Origin of the sequence: Arthrobacter sp. efr-133-TYG-104, assembly GCF_030208915.1 — a bacterium.
Classification (GTDB): Bacteria; Actinomycetota; Actinomycetes; order Actinomycetales; family Micrococcaceae; genus Arthrobacter.
In genome coordinates this window covers 31212-47140 of sequence record NZ_JARVTA010000010.1, presented here as the reverse complement: position 1 = coordinate 47140, position 15929 = coordinate 31212, and the positions used below count along the sequence as shown (strand labels likewise).

15 protein-coding genes and 1 tRNA gene are annotated in these 15929 nt (G+C 64.7%); 10 read left to right on the top strand and 6 right to left on the bottom strand.

Going from position 1 to position 15929, the window contains the following annotated elements:
• The first annotated feature begins 10 nt into the window (after positions 1-10).
• Complete coding sequence (yczE, locus tag QRN04_RS08940) at positions 11-625, top strand: membrane protein YczE (protein ID WP_284975669.1); 615 nt, start codon at positions 11-13, stop codon at positions 623-625.
• On the opposite strand, the gene QRN04_RS08935 is transcribed toward yczE, so the two are convergent.
• From QRN04_RS08935 to QRN04_RS08925, 3 genes are read right to left on the bottom strand one after another with little or no spacing between them, the layout of a single operon-like run.
• Positions 622-1452: a DNA-formamidopyrimidine glycosylase family protein gene (locus QRN04_RS08935; RefSeq protein ID WP_284975668.1), complete on the bottom strand. Its 831-nt coding sequence runs from the start codon at positions 1450-1452 to the stop codon at positions 622-624. The two genes, yczE and QRN04_RS08935, sit on opposite strands and share 4 nt — an antisense overlap.
• Positions 1445-6325, bottom strand: a complete 4881-nt coding sequence (locus QRN04_RS08930; RefSeq protein ID WP_284975667.1) for an ATP-dependent helicase — start codon at positions 6323-6325, stop codon at positions 1445-1447. The genes QRN04_RS08935 and QRN04_RS08930 overlap by 8 nt, the downstream gene beginning before the upstream one ends.
• Positions 6326-6382: 57 nt before the next feature.
• A complete protein-coding gene (locus QRN04_RS08925) occupies positions 6383-6862 on the bottom strand; it encodes a DUF4232 domain-containing protein (RefSeq protein ID WP_350224926.1) in 480 nt (159 codons plus the stop codon).
• Here QRN04_RS08925 and QRN04_RS18150 point away from each other — a divergent pair.
• Entirely contained in the window at positions 6765-7043 is a 279-nt protein-coding gene (locus QRN04_RS18150) for a hypothetical protein (protein WP_350224929.1), read from the top strand. The genes QRN04_RS08925 and QRN04_RS18150 overlap by 98 nt on opposite strands.
• Before the next feature lie 55 nt (positions 7044-7098).
• On the opposite strand, the gene QRN04_RS08920 is transcribed toward QRN04_RS18150, so the two are convergent.
• Positions 7099-8253, bottom strand: coding sequence for a cation:proton antiporter (locus tag QRN04_RS08920; protein WP_284975665.1), 1155 nt, complete (start codon positions 8251-8253; stop codon positions 7099-7101).
• 110 nt (positions 8254-8363) lie between these two features.
• Here QRN04_RS08920 and QRN04_RS08915 point away from each other — a divergent pair, with 110 nt between their 5' ends.
• The 3 genes from QRN04_RS08915 to QRN04_RS08905 all read left to right on the top strand — a co-directional run bounded on the left by QRN04_RS08915 (position 8364) and on the right by QRN04_RS08905 (position 10758).
• Positions 8364-9143, top strand: coding sequence for a hypothetical protein (locus tag QRN04_RS08915; RefSeq protein WP_284975664.1), 780 nt, complete (start codon positions 8364-8366; stop codon positions 9141-9143).
• A gap of 216 nt (positions 9144-9359) precedes the next feature.
• Entirely contained in the window at positions 9360-9563 is a 204-nt protein-coding gene (locus tag QRN04_RS08910) for a helix-turn-helix transcriptional regulator (protein WP_284975663.1), read from the top strand.
• Positions 9556-10758 carry a type II toxin-antitoxin system HipA family toxin gene (locus QRN04_RS08905; RefSeq protein ID WP_284975662.1) on the top strand — a complete coding sequence of 401 codons (1203 nt, stop codon included), beginning with the start codon at positions 9556-9558 and terminating at the stop codon, positions 10756-10758. Before QRN04_RS08910 ends, QRN04_RS08905 begins: the two co-directional genes overlap by 8 nt.
• A 79-nt stretch (positions 10759-10837) precedes the next feature.
• On the opposite strand, the gene QRN04_RS08900 is transcribed toward QRN04_RS08905, so the two are convergent.
• Positions 10838-10927, bottom strand: a tRNA-Ser gene (locus QRN04_RS08900).
• A gap of 107 nt (positions 10928-11034) precedes the next feature.
• Here QRN04_RS08900 and QRN04_RS08895 point away from each other — a divergent pair.
• Genes QRN04_RS08895 through QRN04_RS08880 form a run of 4 tightly spaced genes read left to right on the top strand, consistent with a single transcriptional unit; the run spans position 11035 to position 14749 of the window.
• Positions 11035-12081, top strand: a complete 1047-nt coding sequence (locus tag QRN04_RS08895; protein ID WP_284975661.1) for a zinc-dependent alcohol dehydrogenase — start codon at positions 11035-11037, stop codon at positions 12079-12081.
• A 3-nt stretch (positions 12082-12084) separates the two neighbouring features.
• Positions 12085-12483: a 6-pyruvoyl trahydropterin synthase family protein gene (locus tag QRN04_RS08890; RefSeq protein WP_284975660.1), complete on the top strand. Its 399-nt coding sequence runs from the start codon at positions 12085-12087 to the stop codon at positions 12481-12483.
• Complete coding sequence (locus QRN04_RS08885; RefSeq protein WP_284975659.1) at positions 12484-13488, top strand: glycosyltransferase family 4 protein; 1005 nt, start codon at positions 12484-12486, stop codon at positions 13486-13488.
• Between the two features lie 40 nt (positions 13489-13528).
• A complete protein-coding gene (locus tag QRN04_RS08880) occupies positions 13529-14749 on the top strand; it encodes a DNA glycosylase AlkZ-like family protein (RefSeq protein ID WP_284975658.1) in 1221 nt (406 codons plus the stop codon).
• On the opposite strand, the gene QRN04_RS08875 is transcribed toward QRN04_RS08880, so the two are convergent.
• Complete coding sequence (locus QRN04_RS08875; protein ID WP_284975657.1) at positions 14696-15244, bottom strand: nucleoside deaminase; 549 nt, start codon at positions 15242-15244, stop codon at positions 14696-14698. The genes QRN04_RS08880 and QRN04_RS08875 overlap by 54 nt on opposite strands.
• Positions 15245-15266: 22 nt before the next feature.
• Here QRN04_RS08875 and upp point away from each other — a divergent pair, with 22 nt between their 5' ends.
• Positions 15267-15902, top strand: coding sequence for a uracil phosphoribosyltransferase (upp, locus tag QRN04_RS08870; RefSeq protein ID WP_284975656.1), 636 nt, complete (start codon positions 15267-15269; stop codon positions 15900-15902).
• The last annotated feature ends 27 nt before the right edge of the window (positions 15903-15929 follow it).

Sequence of the window (15929 nt, the reverse complement as noted above, 5' to 3'; positions counted from 1 at the left end):
TGATGGTTCAATGACACGACGACTTACGCAACTCCTGATAGGCCTCGCCATGTACGGCATCTCCTTGGCGATGTTTATCCGCGCCGGGCTGGGCCTTGATCCGTGGGACGTGTTCCACCAGGGCATTTCCCAAAAGACCGGCTTCAGCATCGGCGTCGTCGTTATTGCGGTCAGTTTCGTTGTCCTCCTGCTGTGGATTCCCCTGCGGCAGATGCCCGGTATCGGGACCATCGCCAACGCCGTCCTTGTAGGCGTATTCGCTGACCTTGGCCTGTGGGCCATTCCTGTGTTTTCGCACCTCGGCGGCCAGATCGCCATGCTCGCCGGAGCAGTGATCCTCAACGGAATCGCCTCGGCCTGCTACATCGGGGCACGCTTGGGCCCGGGAGCGCGTGATGGATTAATGACCGGCCTGGTCCGGCGAACCGGGTGGTCCGTCCGGTTGGTGCGAACAGGGATTGAAGTGGCGGTCCTCGCTATTGGGTGGCTGCTGGGCGGCTCTGTGGGTGTAGGGACCGTGGTCTACGCGCTGGCGATCGGTCCGATTGTGCAATTGCTGCTGCCGAGGTTCATGGTGCCGGAAACGGCCCATGTGCCGGCTGAGGTCACGTCCGCTGCGGCTTAGGGAACCGGCTGGCAGTGGGGGCAGAAGTAGATGTCCCGCTCCTCTGTCCCGTCAGGCGCCGCAAGAAGCGCGCGCCTGACCATGGTGCCGCAGCGCCTGCAGGGCTGGCGTTCCCGGCCATACACCCAGTAGCCGGGCCGCATTGCCCGCGGCCCCAGCGTAGTCCGTCGGCCAGGACCAAGGTTTTCGCCGAGGAGCCGTTTGGCATCGTTGACAATTTTGGCCAGGTCCGGGACGGACCCCACAGGCAAGGTGGGATGGACACCGGAAAGGAAGCAGGCCTCACAACGGTAGATGTTGCCGATCCCTGCAAGCTTGCGTTGGTCCAACAGAGCGAACCCCACCGGGACGTCCGGTTCGGCTTGGAGCCTGCGCAGGGCTTCTGCCTCGTCCCAATCGGGGCCGAGCAAGTCCGGCCCCAGGTGACCGACTATCTTGTCCTCATCCGCGGTCGGAACCACTTCCAGGATGCCTAAGGAAAAGCCAACGGCATCTGCCGAGCTGGTCCGGAGAACGCAGCGAGCGGTGTGGCCGGGCTTGGTCCACCGGCCGCCCGGCGGATAAATCATCCAGTTCCCCTCCATTTTGAGGTGCGAATGGATGGTCAAGGCGCGGGGCTTCCTGCTGGCACCGGCCTCTTCGTCGGCGGGCCCAGTGAGCCGCATGAGCAGGTGCTTTCCCCGGGGGACCACCTCTGTCATGGTCCACCCCGACAGATTGAGCGTGGCGAAACGGGGCACGCGGAAGTCCGAGGCGGTGATTTTTTGCCCTGCCAGTACCTGGTTCAGCCGGTTAGCGGCCCGCCAGACGGAATCGCCTTCAGGCACGGATCCGGAGTCCCTTCGGAGTCGAGTAAGCGCCAGCTGACGTCAGCGCCGCGGCAATGGGGGTGTCCAAGAGGTCGTGGCCGTTGACCTTCTCCATGAAGAGCTTGTCCACAGCACCGCGGCGGACCACCCCGACGAGCGCCTCGGCGGCGACTCCCAACACGGCGCCTTCGTTACTGAAAGTGAGCAGCGTCTTGCCGCCGCGTTCCACATAGAGGACCAGTGCGCCGTCGACCATCACCACCAGCGCCCCGGCCTTCCTCCCCGGACGATGGCCGGAACCGGCGTCCACCGATACAGCCGGCCACGGGAGTGCAGCCCCGTAGGGGTTGGCGGGATCAGTAGCGGCCAGGGCCAACGCGACCGGTTCGGCGTTGGCAACACGGGCGTCCTCAGTGAAGGACCGCAGCCGGTCAACTGTGGCAGGAACTGCGAACTGTGCCGCCCCGAGGTGTTCGATGAAGTAGCCGCGGCGGCAGCGGCCGGCCTCTTCAAGCCGGGCCAGTACTTTGTACATGAGGCCGAAGCCGCCGATGATGTTCTCTGCCATGACGGAACCCCGGGTCACCACGCCGTAGCGGTCCAGCAGCAGCTCGGCGGTGCCGCGTGCGTGGATGGTGGGGTCGAGCTCGGGTGCTGGTAGCGCTGCCCAGCGTCCCACGGCCGACGGCGGCACGGCCCCAGCGCCCGTGGCGGAGCCGAACCGTCCTCCCGTGAGGCCGGGTGATCCGAGAAGACCGGTGCCATGGGAGCGGCCCAGCCGGCTCATGCGCGGTGCCCGCGCCCGGGGAGCCTTGGCGACTTGCCGGTGGGCTGTTTTGCCACCGGAAATCATGGCCCGGACCGGCGCGAACGTATCGCCCGTGACCCGCCCGGCCCAGACCAAATCCCACAGCGCGGTGACCACGGCCTCGTCGCTGAGCACGGCGTCCATGCCACCTGCCACGTCTGTCAATTGCCGGAAGAAGTAGCCGCCCCCAGCGCTGAAGTGATCCAACAGCCGTTGTTGGGCGTCGCCAGGCTCAAAGTCGGGTGCAGGGTTGAGTGTCAGTTCGGCAGAATCGGCGACGTGGAGGCTGATCCACCCATCATTGCCGGGCAAGGAGCCGGCTCCGGACCAAAGAAGTTCGCCGGCGGCCATCAGTTCATCGAGCATGGCAGGTTTGTAGTCAGCGACACGGCTGGAGAGCACCAATGGTTCCCACGCTGACGCCGGAACCGGCACGCCGGATAATTGGTCCACGGCGGTGATGATTCCGTCCAGCCCCCGCAACGCCTGGCTCCGGGACGTGCCCGGCGCCGTGACGTTTTGCCACGCGGGAAGGAAACGACCATAGGCTGCTGTATCCACCGGTTCCACTTCAGCCCGGAGAGCGGCCAGGGAGCGACGCCGCAGCTTCCGCAGGACCTCGGCGTCACACCATTCACTGGATGGCGGAGCGTCAACGCTCATGACCTCCATGTCAACGGCATCGGTGGTCGCCGGTTCGGCGACGGCGTGCGGCCGGAATTCGCCTTCCACCACGCGGCCGTCACCGGCTAGGCGCTTCAGGGCGGTGTTGACCACTGCGACCCCCAGCCCAAGGCGGGAGGCCGCTTCTGCGGCGGTGAAGGGTCCGTGGGTGCGTGCGTACCGTGAAACAAGGTCACCCAAAGGATCATGGACGGGCTCGATGAAAGCGAGGGGAACGCCCATGGGAAGCGGGACTCCAAGGGCATCACGGAGCCGGGCAGCATCTTCAACAGCCGCGAAGCGCACGACGCCGCCAATGGTCACTTTGAGCGCCCGGTTGGCTTTCTGTAGCGCCGCCAAGTGGGCGCCGGCGTCGGGCGTCCCGGCGTCGGGCGTTTCCTCAAGCCGCTCCGCTACCTCGGCGACAGTCAGGGGACCCAGCAAGCGCAACAGGTCCGCGACTCCTTCCATTCCGCGGACCTTGCGGTCCGGGGCAAGCCGTTGCAACTCCCGCTCGGTGGAATCGATAACGGCGGCGTCGAGCAGTTCCCGGAGCTCCACGCGGCCCAAGAGTTCGTTGAGGAGGGTCGAGTCCAAGGCGAGGGCTGCTGCCCGGCGTTCTGCAAGCGGGGAGTCGCCTTCATAAAGGAACTGCGCAACATAGCCGAACAGCAGGGACTTCGCGAAAGGGGAGGGCTGTTGCGTGGTGGTTTCGACGATCCGCAACTCTCGCCGCTCCACGGATGCCGCGATGTCCTTGAGGGCAGGCAGATCGTAAACATCCTGCAGGCATTCGCGTACCGTCTCGAGCACGATGGGGAACGAGGGATACTTACGGGCGACGTCCAGCAATTGGGCTGAACGTTGGCGCTGCTGCCACAATGGTTGGCGTTTGGCCGGGTTCTGCCGTGGCAGCAACAACGCCCGGGCAGCACATTCCCGGAACCTGGACGCAAAGAGGGCGCTGCCGCCTACCTCGGCTGTGACGATCTGCTCAAGTTCGTCCGGTTCAAAGAGGAACAGCTCGGCACCGGGCGGCTCGTCCTCCATCATGGGGACGCGCAGGACGATGCCATCATCGGCAGCCATGGCTGATCCGTCCAAGCCATAACGCTGTTGGAGCCGCTGGCCGACGGCCAGCGCCCAAGGCGCGTGGACCGGCATGCCGAACGGGCTGTGAAGGACCACCCGCCAGTCGCCGAGTTCGTCATGGAACCGTTCAACCACCAAGGTTCGGTCACTGGGCACAATCTCTGTGGCTTCCTTTTGCTCCCTGAGGTACTGGAGCAGGTTGCTGGCGGCGAAAGCGTCCAATCCGCTGGCTTGGCAGCGTTCCATGGCTGGCGCGTCGTCGGCAGCGGAGAGTTCCCGGATGAAGGCACCCAGGGCGCGGCCCAGATCAACGGGACGGCCCAGGGAGTCGCCCTTCCAAAAAGGAAGCTTGCCGGGCTGGCCGAAAGCAGGGGAGACCAAGACCCGATCATGGGTGATGTCCTCGATCTTCCAACTGGTGGCTCCGAGGGCAAAGACATCGCCCACGCGGGACTCGTAGACCATTTCTTCATCGAGCTCGCCGACGCGGCGACCGCCTTTTGCCGCTCGCGCGGAAGCGGTGGGTTCGCCGCCCGCCGCTGCTCCGGGAGAGGCGGAACCCTCCACCTCAGTGCCGATGATGTAGACGCCGAACAGGCCGCGGTCCGGGATGGTGCCGCCGGACGTAACGGCAAGGCGCTGGGCCCCCGGCCGGCCTTCGATGGTCCCGGCGTGCCTGTCCCAGATAATGCGGGGCCGTAGTTCAGCGAATTCGTCGGAGGGGTAACGCCCCGCCAGCAGGTCCAGCGTGGCCTCGAACGCGGAGCGCGGCAGGCTGGCGAACGGAGCCGACCGCCGTACGGTGCTGAACCACTCCTCGACGTCGATACTTCCCAATGCTGTGGCGGCCACCGTTTGCTGGGCGAGGATGTCCAAAGGGTTGGTGGGGATGCTGAGCCGTTCGATCTGGCCACTGAGCATCCGTTCCACCGTAACGCTGGTGTGTAGGAGGTCCGCGCGGTGCTTGGGGAACAAGACGCCCTCGGAAATTTCGCCCACCTGGTGTCCGGCACGCCCTACCCGCTGGAGTCCGCTGGCCACTGAAGGCGGCGACTCGACTTGGATCACCAGGTCCACGGCGCCCATGTCGATGCCGAGTTCCAGCGACGATGTGGCAACAACGCAGCGCAGCCTGCCGGATTTGAGGTCGTCCTCGATCATGGCCCGTTGGTCTTTGGACACTGAGCCGTGGTGGGCCCGGGCCAGCACAGGATCGGCGCCCGTGGTGCTCCCAGCCTGCGCCATCATGTGCGCCGGAGTGGCCGTGGACGCCGGAACTCCCGGGTTCTCCTCCGGGGCCGCCCATGTACCTCCACCTACTGCCATCAATTGGCGTTCGGCATAGATCTCGTTCAGCCTGGCGGTGAGGCGCTCCGAGAGCCTACGGGAGTTGGCGAACACGATGGTGGACTGTTTGGACAGGACCAGATCCACAATCTGTTCCTCCACATGGGGCCAAATGGAGGCTTGCGGCTGCAACCCTGAAGCCGGGCCCGAATCGAACGCCCCGGCAGCACCCTGCAGGTCGGACATGTCCTCCACAGGGACCGTGACCGTGAGGTTCCAGTTCTTCTTGGACGGAGGGGCCACGATTTCCACGGGCGCTTGTCCCGCAAGGAACTGGGCCACTAGCTCGCGTGGTTGGACGGTTGCGGACAGCCCAATACGCTGGGCAGGCTTTGGCAGCAGTGCATCCAGGCGTTCGAGGGAAACGGCCAAGTGCGCACCGCGTTTGGTGCCCGCGACGGCGTGAACCTCATCGATGATGATGGTGTCCACTTCACTGAGGGTCTCCCGCGCCCGGGAGGTCAGCATGAGGAACAAGGATTCGGGGGTGGTGATGAGGATGTCCGGAGGGGAAGTCAACAGCGTGCGGCGATCAGCCGCCGTCGTATCCCCTGAACGGACGCCGACCGTCACCAAGGGTGCGGGCAAGCCCAGGCGTTTGGCGGTTTGGGTAATGCCGATCAAAGGTGCACGGAGGTTGCGTTCAACGTCGACGCCGAGGGCCTTCAGGGGCGAGATGTAGAGGACGCGGGTCTTGGTTTTTGGACGCTTGGCGCGGCCCTTGCTGTTGGCTGGAACAGTTTCAAGCCCTGGGAGCGTGTCCGATGGGGTGGAGTGCAGCCTGTCCAACGCCCAGAGGAAGGCCGCGAGCGTCTTGCCCGATCCTGTTGGCGCCACCACCAAGGCGTGGGAGCCGGAAGAGATGGCGTTCCATGCGCCGTCCTGAGCTGGGGTGGGCGCCGAAAAAGCGCCGAGGAACCATTCCCTGGTTGCCTGGCTGAAACGGCTCATGGCGCCCGCCTGCGCCTGCTGCTCCTGCATTCCTCCATCATGCCCCACGGCCCCGACAGAATAAGACGGGACCGTGGGATGGAGAAATTAGACGGCTTGGAACGCCGTGATGGTCAGGAGCTTGATTCCAGCATTGCTGCAGGCGCCATGGGGCTCGGCCACAAACAACGAGGCAGTGTCGTTGGGCGGGTAGATGCGGAACCCCGCTGCCGCGACCTTGGTGCAGTCACCGTAGTTCCCGGCCTGGGTATAACGGATTTGGGCCCACGCGGACTTGCCCGGAGCGAGGTTTACGGTGGTGACCGGGGTGGTGGTGTCGCGTGTTGCAGCTTCCCCGATCGGCGCCCCGTTCGCATCGGCCGTCAAGGAGACGCCGGCGAACCCTTCGATGGTGCACGCGACGGTTCCGGTGTTGGTCACGATCAGCTTTTCGTAGACGCTGCCGGCCGCGCCCCCTCCAGTGGGATCGGTGGATGCACTGAGGGATGCCGCCTTGCAGCTCGTGGCCCCGCCGGCTGCCGGTACGGTCGGCACCGAGGTCCCGGTGGTGGATGGAGACTCTGTCATCGGGGTGTTTTCCGCGGCGGTCGCGGGCGGTGTCGACATCGAGGCCGACGGCGTAGCGGAGCTCGGGGAGCTGGGCGGAGCACTGCTCGTCCCGGATGGGCTGGGGCTTGCCGCGCACGCCGCAATAAGCAGCAGCGAGGCGGCCGCCGTCGTCGTAAGAAGGCCGGTTTTAATGCGCTGAGTCCACATGCGCACTAGCCTTACGGCGGCCGTGACGGGAGTCAATTGAGCCACGGTCAAGAACCCGGATTGGCGGCCGGATCGTGATGTTTGGCGCGGGCGGCCCATGAGCCGGCCACGGCGCTTGCCGCGATGGTGATGAGTGCGCCGAGGATCAGTGCGGACCCTTCGCCGGGTTCGAGGAGTTTTAGCTGGGAGCCAATGGTCGCCGCGGCCACGGGGACGCCCAATTGGGAGGCAGAGAGAACCGCCAACGCCCACGGCTGGCCCAGGAAGCGCATTGCGCCGTGGATCAGGAGAGTCCCGACGCCCAAAGACACGCCCAGGACGATCATCTGGGGATGGCTCCCCAACTCGCTCAGGTCCAGCGACGCCCCGAGCCACACAAAGAACACCGGGCCCAGGAAGCCGTCGGTGACGGCGAACAACTGGTGGGCAAGGCGACGCGGTTCTCCGACGGCGGCAACCGCCAGCCCGAAAGCGAAACCCGCCAACATGATGGACACGTGAGTGAAGGCCGCTAGCGCCGCGAGGGCGAACAACAACGTCAGTTGGATCCTCAGCTCCAAGGCAAATTTGCGGTCTTCGGAGACGTCGTGCAGCTTACTGCGTGTGCCGTCGCGTTCCAGCTTTCGCAGGGCCAGGAACAGCGCCGCTGCGCACAATGCGACGGCGGCACCTCCCAATGCGGCCCGGCCCGCATGCGGCGGGTCGACGGCGAGGGGAAGGGCCACGATGCACGCGATGTCCGCGATGGCTACCTGCGCAGTCATGGCCAGCACTTTTGGTCCCGAAAGCCGGAGCGAATCGATGATCGGCAGAACGAGTGCTGCTGAGGACGAGGCAAGGATGACTATGTACAGCGGAGCATGGGCAGAGCCAAAAGCGTAGGCGATGCCAACGCCCAGGCCCACGGCCAGGAGGGCCGTTGCCGCTGCCTTGGCCAGACCGCTTCCCAGTGCTGCCCGGATCTTCCTGTCGCGCATCGGCACGTGGGTTCCGGCAACGAACATGATGAGTGCAAAGCCGACATCGGCCAACAACGTGAACGTGGGATCACCGGAGTCCACCAGCCTGAAACCGGAGCGTCCGATGACGAGCCCCGCAAGGAGTTCGCCCAGAACCACCGGCAAGTGCCACTTGCGCGGCAACGCCAGGAGCGGACCCAGAAGGGCCACCGCCGAGATCAGGGAAAGCTGCAAGAACGTCACGAGTGCTCACTTCCACGGTTGGCGGGCTCGAGATTAATGTACTCGCGTTCGAGGAACATTTTTCTCCCCAAAGTCCGTCACAAAAGGGACGCCATTGGTACTGAACCGACATGGGGGATAACAAGGGTCCTGCATTTTCCGACGACGGCGACGACCTGCGCCACGTAGGTGACTGGCAACGGTGCAGTTATCAAGCTGGATGGAGTTTCCCGGCCGACTGGTTCGTGCCGGAGGTCACCGACCTCGTCCACTTCGGGGGCGACGCCGACCTCGCGCGCTATCACGAGGCGCTGAGACGCTTAGGCGCTGCTCGGGCTTATGGCGGAGTGGGGATCAGGGAGACCCTGCGGGACCTCAGCGCCTACTTCGTTGCGATGGGTTTGCCTTTGGATTTGGAGGCGGTGCTCGAACTGGCAGAGGCGTGGGCGGAAGAGCATGAACTGGTCACTCCGTTGAGTTGCACCGACGTTTCAACAGGGCTGTGCACCGTAGAGCACTTCAAAAAGCTGGTGCATGACCTTTCGCGGAGTTCCACGGAGAGGCAATCGAGTTTCAGGATTGCGACGCTCCACGTGGAGTGGGCGCCTTGCCATCACTCCATGACCATGCCTTTGCTGGCGGAGATCGGGGCCATTGTCAGCGTCGAATTCATGGATGTTGAGGCTGCCGCCGCTGTTCACCGGCAACACCTTTACATCCTCACGCCACGTTCGGAGCAGGGCTATGCTGCGCTCCTCCACGTCTACGGGCGCCTGGAGTACCTACGGGGAAGGGCTCCCGGGCTCACGAGGATCACCCTTACCCCGCTGCCGGTGGCGAACGCTGTTTACGGACATCCGTCCGGCGCTGCATCCTTGCGGTGGTGCAACTGCCAACGGCCCTTCGATTGAAGCGTACGGAGTGTACGGAGCGCTTGGGCTCGCCGGTCGCGGTGGAGACCGGGGGACTTAGTAAACCGGAAATATTTTGCCGATTTCTCATAGAGCGCCGCCCGGTGGCTTGGTGAAGTCATTGGTTCGGAAATATGTTGCGCATTCTCCCTGAATCGGGCATGGTAGGAGCTGGAGCATGCCAGATCCGCAACATATTTCAGAAACGGTTTGTCCATGGATGACGTCAAGGCTATCGGCGTGAGCATCAGGCGTGCCCGGAGGGCTGCCGGAATCACGCAGGGCACTCTCGCGGATCTGATCGGCACGTCCGCCCGCACTATCCACGCCATCGAAACCGGCACAGGGAACCCGTCACTCCTGACGGTTGTCGCGGCTGCCAATGCTGTTGGCCTGCGCTTGGGGACGATTGATGGCTGAGGATCTGGCACAGCTGAAGTTCGTCCGAAGCGCGGATGTCTACAAGTCGGGAGTACTCGCCGGCCATCTGGAACGCACGGAGCGCGGCAGCGTGGTCTTCAGCTACGCCCCGGACTACTTCGCCTCCGGCGCCAGTCCCGTTGCGAGTTCCCTGCCGTTCACCCATGATCCGGTTGAATCCCCGAACGGCGGACTGCCTGCCTTTTTCGCCGGGCTCCTGCCGGAAGGCCATCGCTTGACCGTGCTCAAGGACGCCGTCAAGACGAGTCTGGCGGACGAGCTCAGCCTGCTGCTGGCCGTCGGCGCCGACGTTCCAGGCGATGTCCAGATCGTTCCGGCGGGGGAGCCGCCGCTTGAACCCGCGCCCCTAGCCAACACGTCCAGGCCCGAAGACCTCGACTTTACTGCCCTGGCTGACGCCGTGGACCTGCACGGACTGCCGGGCGTCCAGAGCAAGGCCAGCGCGTCAATGCTGACCACCGCGCTCGCGCTGGCAGGCCGTCGGTACCTGCTCAAGCTGGACCCGCCACTTCACCGGCATCTGGTGGCCAACGAGGCGGCACACCTAACAGCGGCCAGGGGCTTGAAGATCCCCGTCGCGGCGCACAGCGTGGTCCGCGACCGGCAAGGTCTGCCCGGACTGCTCGTGGAGCGGTTCGACCGCATCCAGAACGACGACGGCGGCGACGTCGTCCGCCGGGTGCCGCTGGAGGACGCTGCCCAAGTGATGAACCTCCCGCCGGCGTCCAAGTACGCGGTCAGTTCCGAGGACGTCGTCCTCGCCCTGGCTGGGTTGTGCAAGGCCAGGCCGGTGGCCGTGCGGAACCTCTACCTGCAGTTCGTGTTCGCCTGGCTTACCGGCAACGGTGACCTGCACGCGAAAAACGTTTCTGTTCTGGCCCGCCCGCACAGCGGCTGGGCAGTGGCACCGATGTATGACATCCCGTGCACGCTGCTCTACGGAGATGACACGATGGCCCTCACCGTCGACGGAAGGGTCAAGGCATTGAAGGCAAGACATTGGCAGGAGTTCGCCGCTGCCATCGGGCTGCCGCAGCGGGCGGCGGTTGCCGCCAACGCCGTCGCCCTCGCCGCCGCATCAGCGATCCACCTGGAGGAGCTGCCGTTCACCGGCTCACCACTGAACGGGGCGGTGCGTGAGCTGCGGTTCCGTCGCGCTGAGCTCACTGACTGATCCTGGTCCCGATCACCGCGCCGCGGAATCGAAGACCCAGAAAAATGCAGAAAACCCCCGGTTTCCCGGGGGTTTTCGTTGGCGGTGACGGTGGGATTTGAACCCACGTTGGCTTTTACACCAAACAACATTTCGAGTGTTGCACCTTCGGCCGCTCGGACACGTCACCAACTGAAATAGGGTACCGGAGTTAGGTCGTGTTCCCCAAAACGCCCTCGTCGGTCCAACGGCGTCAACTTCCGTCTGAAGCGCCCCAGCGATAGATTCATAAGTATCATGACGATCTCCCAGCAGTACGACAAACAGCCCCCAGCCCCCCAAGGCAAGCACCACATCCGCCTGCCCGGCGAAGCCCAGGCCTACTGGGTCACAGAGTCCGGGGCCGGCGAGCTGCGCGGTGAGTCCATGCCCACTCCCGGCCCCGGAGAGGCCCTTATCCGCACCCTGTACTCGGGCGTCAGCCGCGGCACGGAGCGGGTGGTCCACGAAGGACGCGTCCCCGAACGCGTGGCAGAAAGAATGCAAGCCCCGCACCAGGAGGGCGAGTTCCCGGGCCCGGTGAAGTACGGCTACCTGAATGTCGGCGTAGTTGAGCAAGGCCCGCAGGAGTGGATCGGCAAGACGGTTTTCAGCCTCCACCCGCACCAGGATTTCTACGTCATCCCCGCCAACCAGCTCACCGCCGTTCCCGAGGACGTTCCTGCCCGCCGTGCCGTCCTGACCGGCATCGTGGAAGTTGCCATCAATGCACTCTGGGAAGCCGGGCCGAAGCTGGGAGATCGGGTCGCCGTCGTCGGAGGTGGCTTGGTGGGCGGCGTCTTGGCGACGCTCCTGCGGAAGTATCCACTCGGACGGCTCCAGCTGGTGGAGGCCGATCCGGAGAAGAGAAAGCTCGCGGAAAAGCTCGGCATTGAGTTTGCAAGCACGGAGGACGCCAAGGCGGACTGCGACATCGTTTTCCATTGTTCGGCGTCCAACGAGGGCCTCAAACTGAGCCTGCAGCTTGCCGGCGATGATTCGGACGTGATCGAGCTTTCCTGGTTCGCGGACAAGGAAGTCACGCTGCCCCTAGGCGAAGACTTCCACGCCCGCCGGCTGAACATCCGCTCCAGCCAGGTTGGGGCGGTCGCGCTTCCGAGACGGCATCGGAGGACCAACGCCCAACGACTGCAACTGGCGGCAAGCCAACTCCAGGATCCGGTCTTCGACACGTTCCTGACCAGCGAATGCCAATTCCAGAACCTGCCCACCACACTCGTTAAGTTGTTCGAACAGCCCGGCGGCTTTTGCCATGTGGTTGCGTATCCAAACCCGGAGGATTAGTACATGTTTAGCCTGACCGTCCGACGTCATTTCATGATCGCCCACAGCCTGCCCCGCGAGGCTTTTGGCCCGGCGCAGGGCCTGCACGGGGCCACCTTCGTTGCCGAAGTCACCTTCCGCCGTCCGGATCTCAACGACGACGCAATAGTCCTGGACATCGGCGCTGCGAGCGGCTTCCTTGAGGAAGTGCTCGGGGACCTGAACTACAAGAACCTCGATGAACACCCCGCCTTCAAGGGGAAACTTTCCACCACCGAGGCACTCGCCAAGCACATCGCAGACGCCATGGCTGCCCGCATCCAAGACACGGCAGACGGCCCGGCGCTCACGGGCATCGACGTGGTGCTCCGCGAAAACCCCGACGCTTGGGCGGGTTATTCGCTGGAGCTCCAAGGCCAGTAAGTGGGCATTCGCCTGATCGTCCCGGGAAACGTGCGGCACGGTTCCGGCGGGAACAAGTACAACGCCAAGCTCGCCGAGCACCTCGCCGCATTGGGGGAGGACGTGCAAACCGTGACGGTCGACGGCGATTGGCCGGTGGGCAGCGTAGCGGATCGGCGCCGGTTGGCAGACTTGCTCGACGACGGCGGACCCACAGTCATTGCCGATGGCTTGGTCGCCAGCGGCGCGCCGGAGGAGATCGCCCGCGCAGCGAAAGCCGGAACCAACGTGTGGATCCTCTCGCACATGGCGTTGGCAGACCACCACGGACTCGAAGCAAAGGCGCTTGCTGCCGCCACTGGCATCATTTGCCCCAGCGAGCATGCAGCCGCTGAGCTACGTGCCAAGCACGGCCCGCTTCACATAGAGGTCGCCAAACCGGGTGCAGACAGCGCCGATATCTCGGCCGGATCTGAACCTCCGCACCTCCTCGCCGTCGCTGCGTTGCTGCCCAACAAGCGCCAAAGGGACATCGTTCAAGCTCTGGGCGAACTCCAGGACCTACCGTGGACTGCGGCCTTGGTCGGCTCACTGGATGCGGACCCGGCGTACGCGGCAGAGGTGGCGGCCGCCGTCGGGCATTACGGACTGCAGGACCGCGTGACCATCACCGGCGAGCTAAGCGGCGAACCGTTGGAAGAGCAATGGCACCGAGCGAACCTCAGCCTTTTGATCTCGCAGTCGGAGGCCTACGGCATGGTGGTCACCGAGTCCTTGGCGCACGGAGTTCCGGTGCTGGTCCGTCAAGGGACCGGTGCGGTCGAAGCGCTCGGCACCACGGAGGCCGGTGCTGCTCTCGATCTCAGCGGCGAAAAGGCCCTCGCCACTGCCATCAGGGCTTGGCTCACGGATTCATCCCTCCAACAAGACTGGCGAAACGCAGCGCGCACCGCCCGGCAGGAACTCCAGGGCTGGGACGCAACTGCCGCCGTCGTCGCCAAAGCTGTCATGGCGCTCGCGAGGTGACGCAAGCTGCAGAAGCTGACCCAAGGTGCACAATAGGGCCATGACCACCAGCATTCCAGCCGCAGAAACCCTCACCCCGGACCGCCTCCGCGCGTGGGCATGGCACAAACAAGGCCTGGACGGTTCATTGGAAGGCAAGACTTCCGAGGACGTCCTGGGCCACGCCGGCTGGGCCCGATCCGTGGGCGGCGCCAACCCTTACCTGACGCTCTATGCTCGGGCAGGCATAAGCCGCGAGCAGGTGGACCGGGATGTACAGGCACTCAAGGTCCACGAACTCCCCACCGCCCGCGGCTGCACCTACGTCCTGCCACACCGCGACTTTGCATGGGGCCTGCAGCTTGGCGCGGACGCCGCAAACGCCACTTTCAAAGTCTTGGCCAGGCTCGGCGTGGACCGCTGCGAGATCACCCTCCTCGAGGACCAAGTGGAGCATGCGCTCAAAGAGTCCGGTGAGCCCATGGACCCCAAACAACTGCGGGACGTGCTGGGGGACTCAGTCCGCAATCTCGGCGAGGAGGGCAAGAAGAAGGGCGCCTCCACCACGCTGCCCACCGCCCTCGGGCTGCTTCAGGCAGACGGCCGCATCCGCCGCGTCCCGGTCAACGGCCGCCTCGACCAGCAACGTTATGCCTACACCTCATGGGGCTTGTCGCCGAGCCACCTCGACGACGACGACGCTCGCCGCCTGCTGATGAAGCGCTACCTGGGCTGGACCGGGGGAGCGACGCTGAAACAGAGCCAGTGGTTCACGGCCTTCACCGTCGCCCAGAGCAAAGCCGGGTTGACCGCCGTCGGCGCTGTGGAAGTGCCAACCGCGAACGGTGACGTGCTGTGGATGCTGGCGGACGACCTCGAACAGTTGGCCGCTTTCGAACAGCTCCAAGATGAGCAGATCCAACTGCTGGCGGGGACAGATTCGTTGGTGCTCCTGCGGAGGAACTCGGCGGACATGTTTGCGGACGAGGACAAGGGCAAGGACGTGCTCGGTTCCACGCTCGCGCTCCAAGCCGACCTCCCGGACCACCCCATCTTTGACCGTGGCCGGATCATCGGGCTCTGGCAATACGATCCCGGTGCGGAACGGATCGCAGCTTGGACATTCGCTGCTCCTACGGCCGCGGTGAAGGAACGGATAGGTGAGGTGGAGCAGTGGATCGGGCAGCAACTCGGTGACTTCCGGTCCTTCAGCCTCGACTCGCCGGCTTCACGCCAGCGGCGGATTGACGCGTTGGACGCCGCTGCCAAGCAGTCGATGTGAAGCAAAGAACTCCCGGAGCAGCGCAGAACATTCTTCCTCGCGGACCCCGGCATAAACTTCCACCCAGTGATTGAGGCGGCGCTCGCGGAGGATGTCGAACACTGACCCCACAGCCCCGGCTTTCTCGTCCCATGCCCCGAACACCACGCGCGGGATGCGGGCCAGGATAATCGCCCCGGCGCACATCGCGCACGGCTCAAGGGTGACCACAAGGGTGCAGTCTTCAAGCCGCCAGCCGTCGCCGTGGCCGCCGGCGTCGAGCGCGCGCTGCTGCAACACGGCGGCTGCTTGCCGGATCGCGACCACCTCGGCATGGGCCGTCGGGTCGCCTTGCGCCTCGCGTTCGTTGCGCCCCGAACCCAGCACGACGCCGTCGGGTCCCAACACCACTGCACCAATGGGCACGTCCGCCGTGGTCAACGCCAAGCGGGCTTGGTCCAGGGCGAGGCCCATCCACGCCAGGTGGTCTGCGTGATACGGCTCGGTGGGGCTCATAGCTCAATGATAGTTTTGGGGGATGCGCACATTCGTCGTGGACCACCCGCTGGTCGCCCACAAGCTCACCGTACTGCGGGATAAGAACACCCCTTCACCGGTCTTCCGGCAGCTCACCGAAGAACTCGTCACCCTCCTGGCCTACGAAGCCACGCGAGAGGTCAAGACGCAGCCGGTCGAGATCGAGACACCTGTCACCAAGACCATCGGCACCGCGTTCACCAAACCCACTCCGCTGGTGGTGCCCATCCTGCGCGCCGGTTTGGGCATGCTCGAAGGCATGACCAAACTGGTCCCCACCGCTGAGGTTGGCTTCCTGGGTATGGCCCGGGACGAAGAAACACTGGACATCATCACCTACGCCGAGCGCCTGCCCGAGGACCTCACGGGCCGGCAGATCTTCGTGCTGGATCCCATGCTTGCCACCGGCGGCACTCTGCGCGAGGCCATCAAGTTCCTGTTCAAGCGCGGTGCCTCGGACGTCACCTGCATCTGCCTGTTGGCCGCTCCGGAGGGCTTGGCCAAGCTGGAAGAAGAGCTGGCAGATGCCAACGTGAACATTGTCCTGGCTTCCATTGACGAAAAGCTCAACGAGAAGTCGTACATCGTTCCGGGCTTGGGCGACGCCGGCGATCGCCTCTACGGCGTGGCAGGCTAACTTCCGGGTTTCGACGCCGCTCCTCTA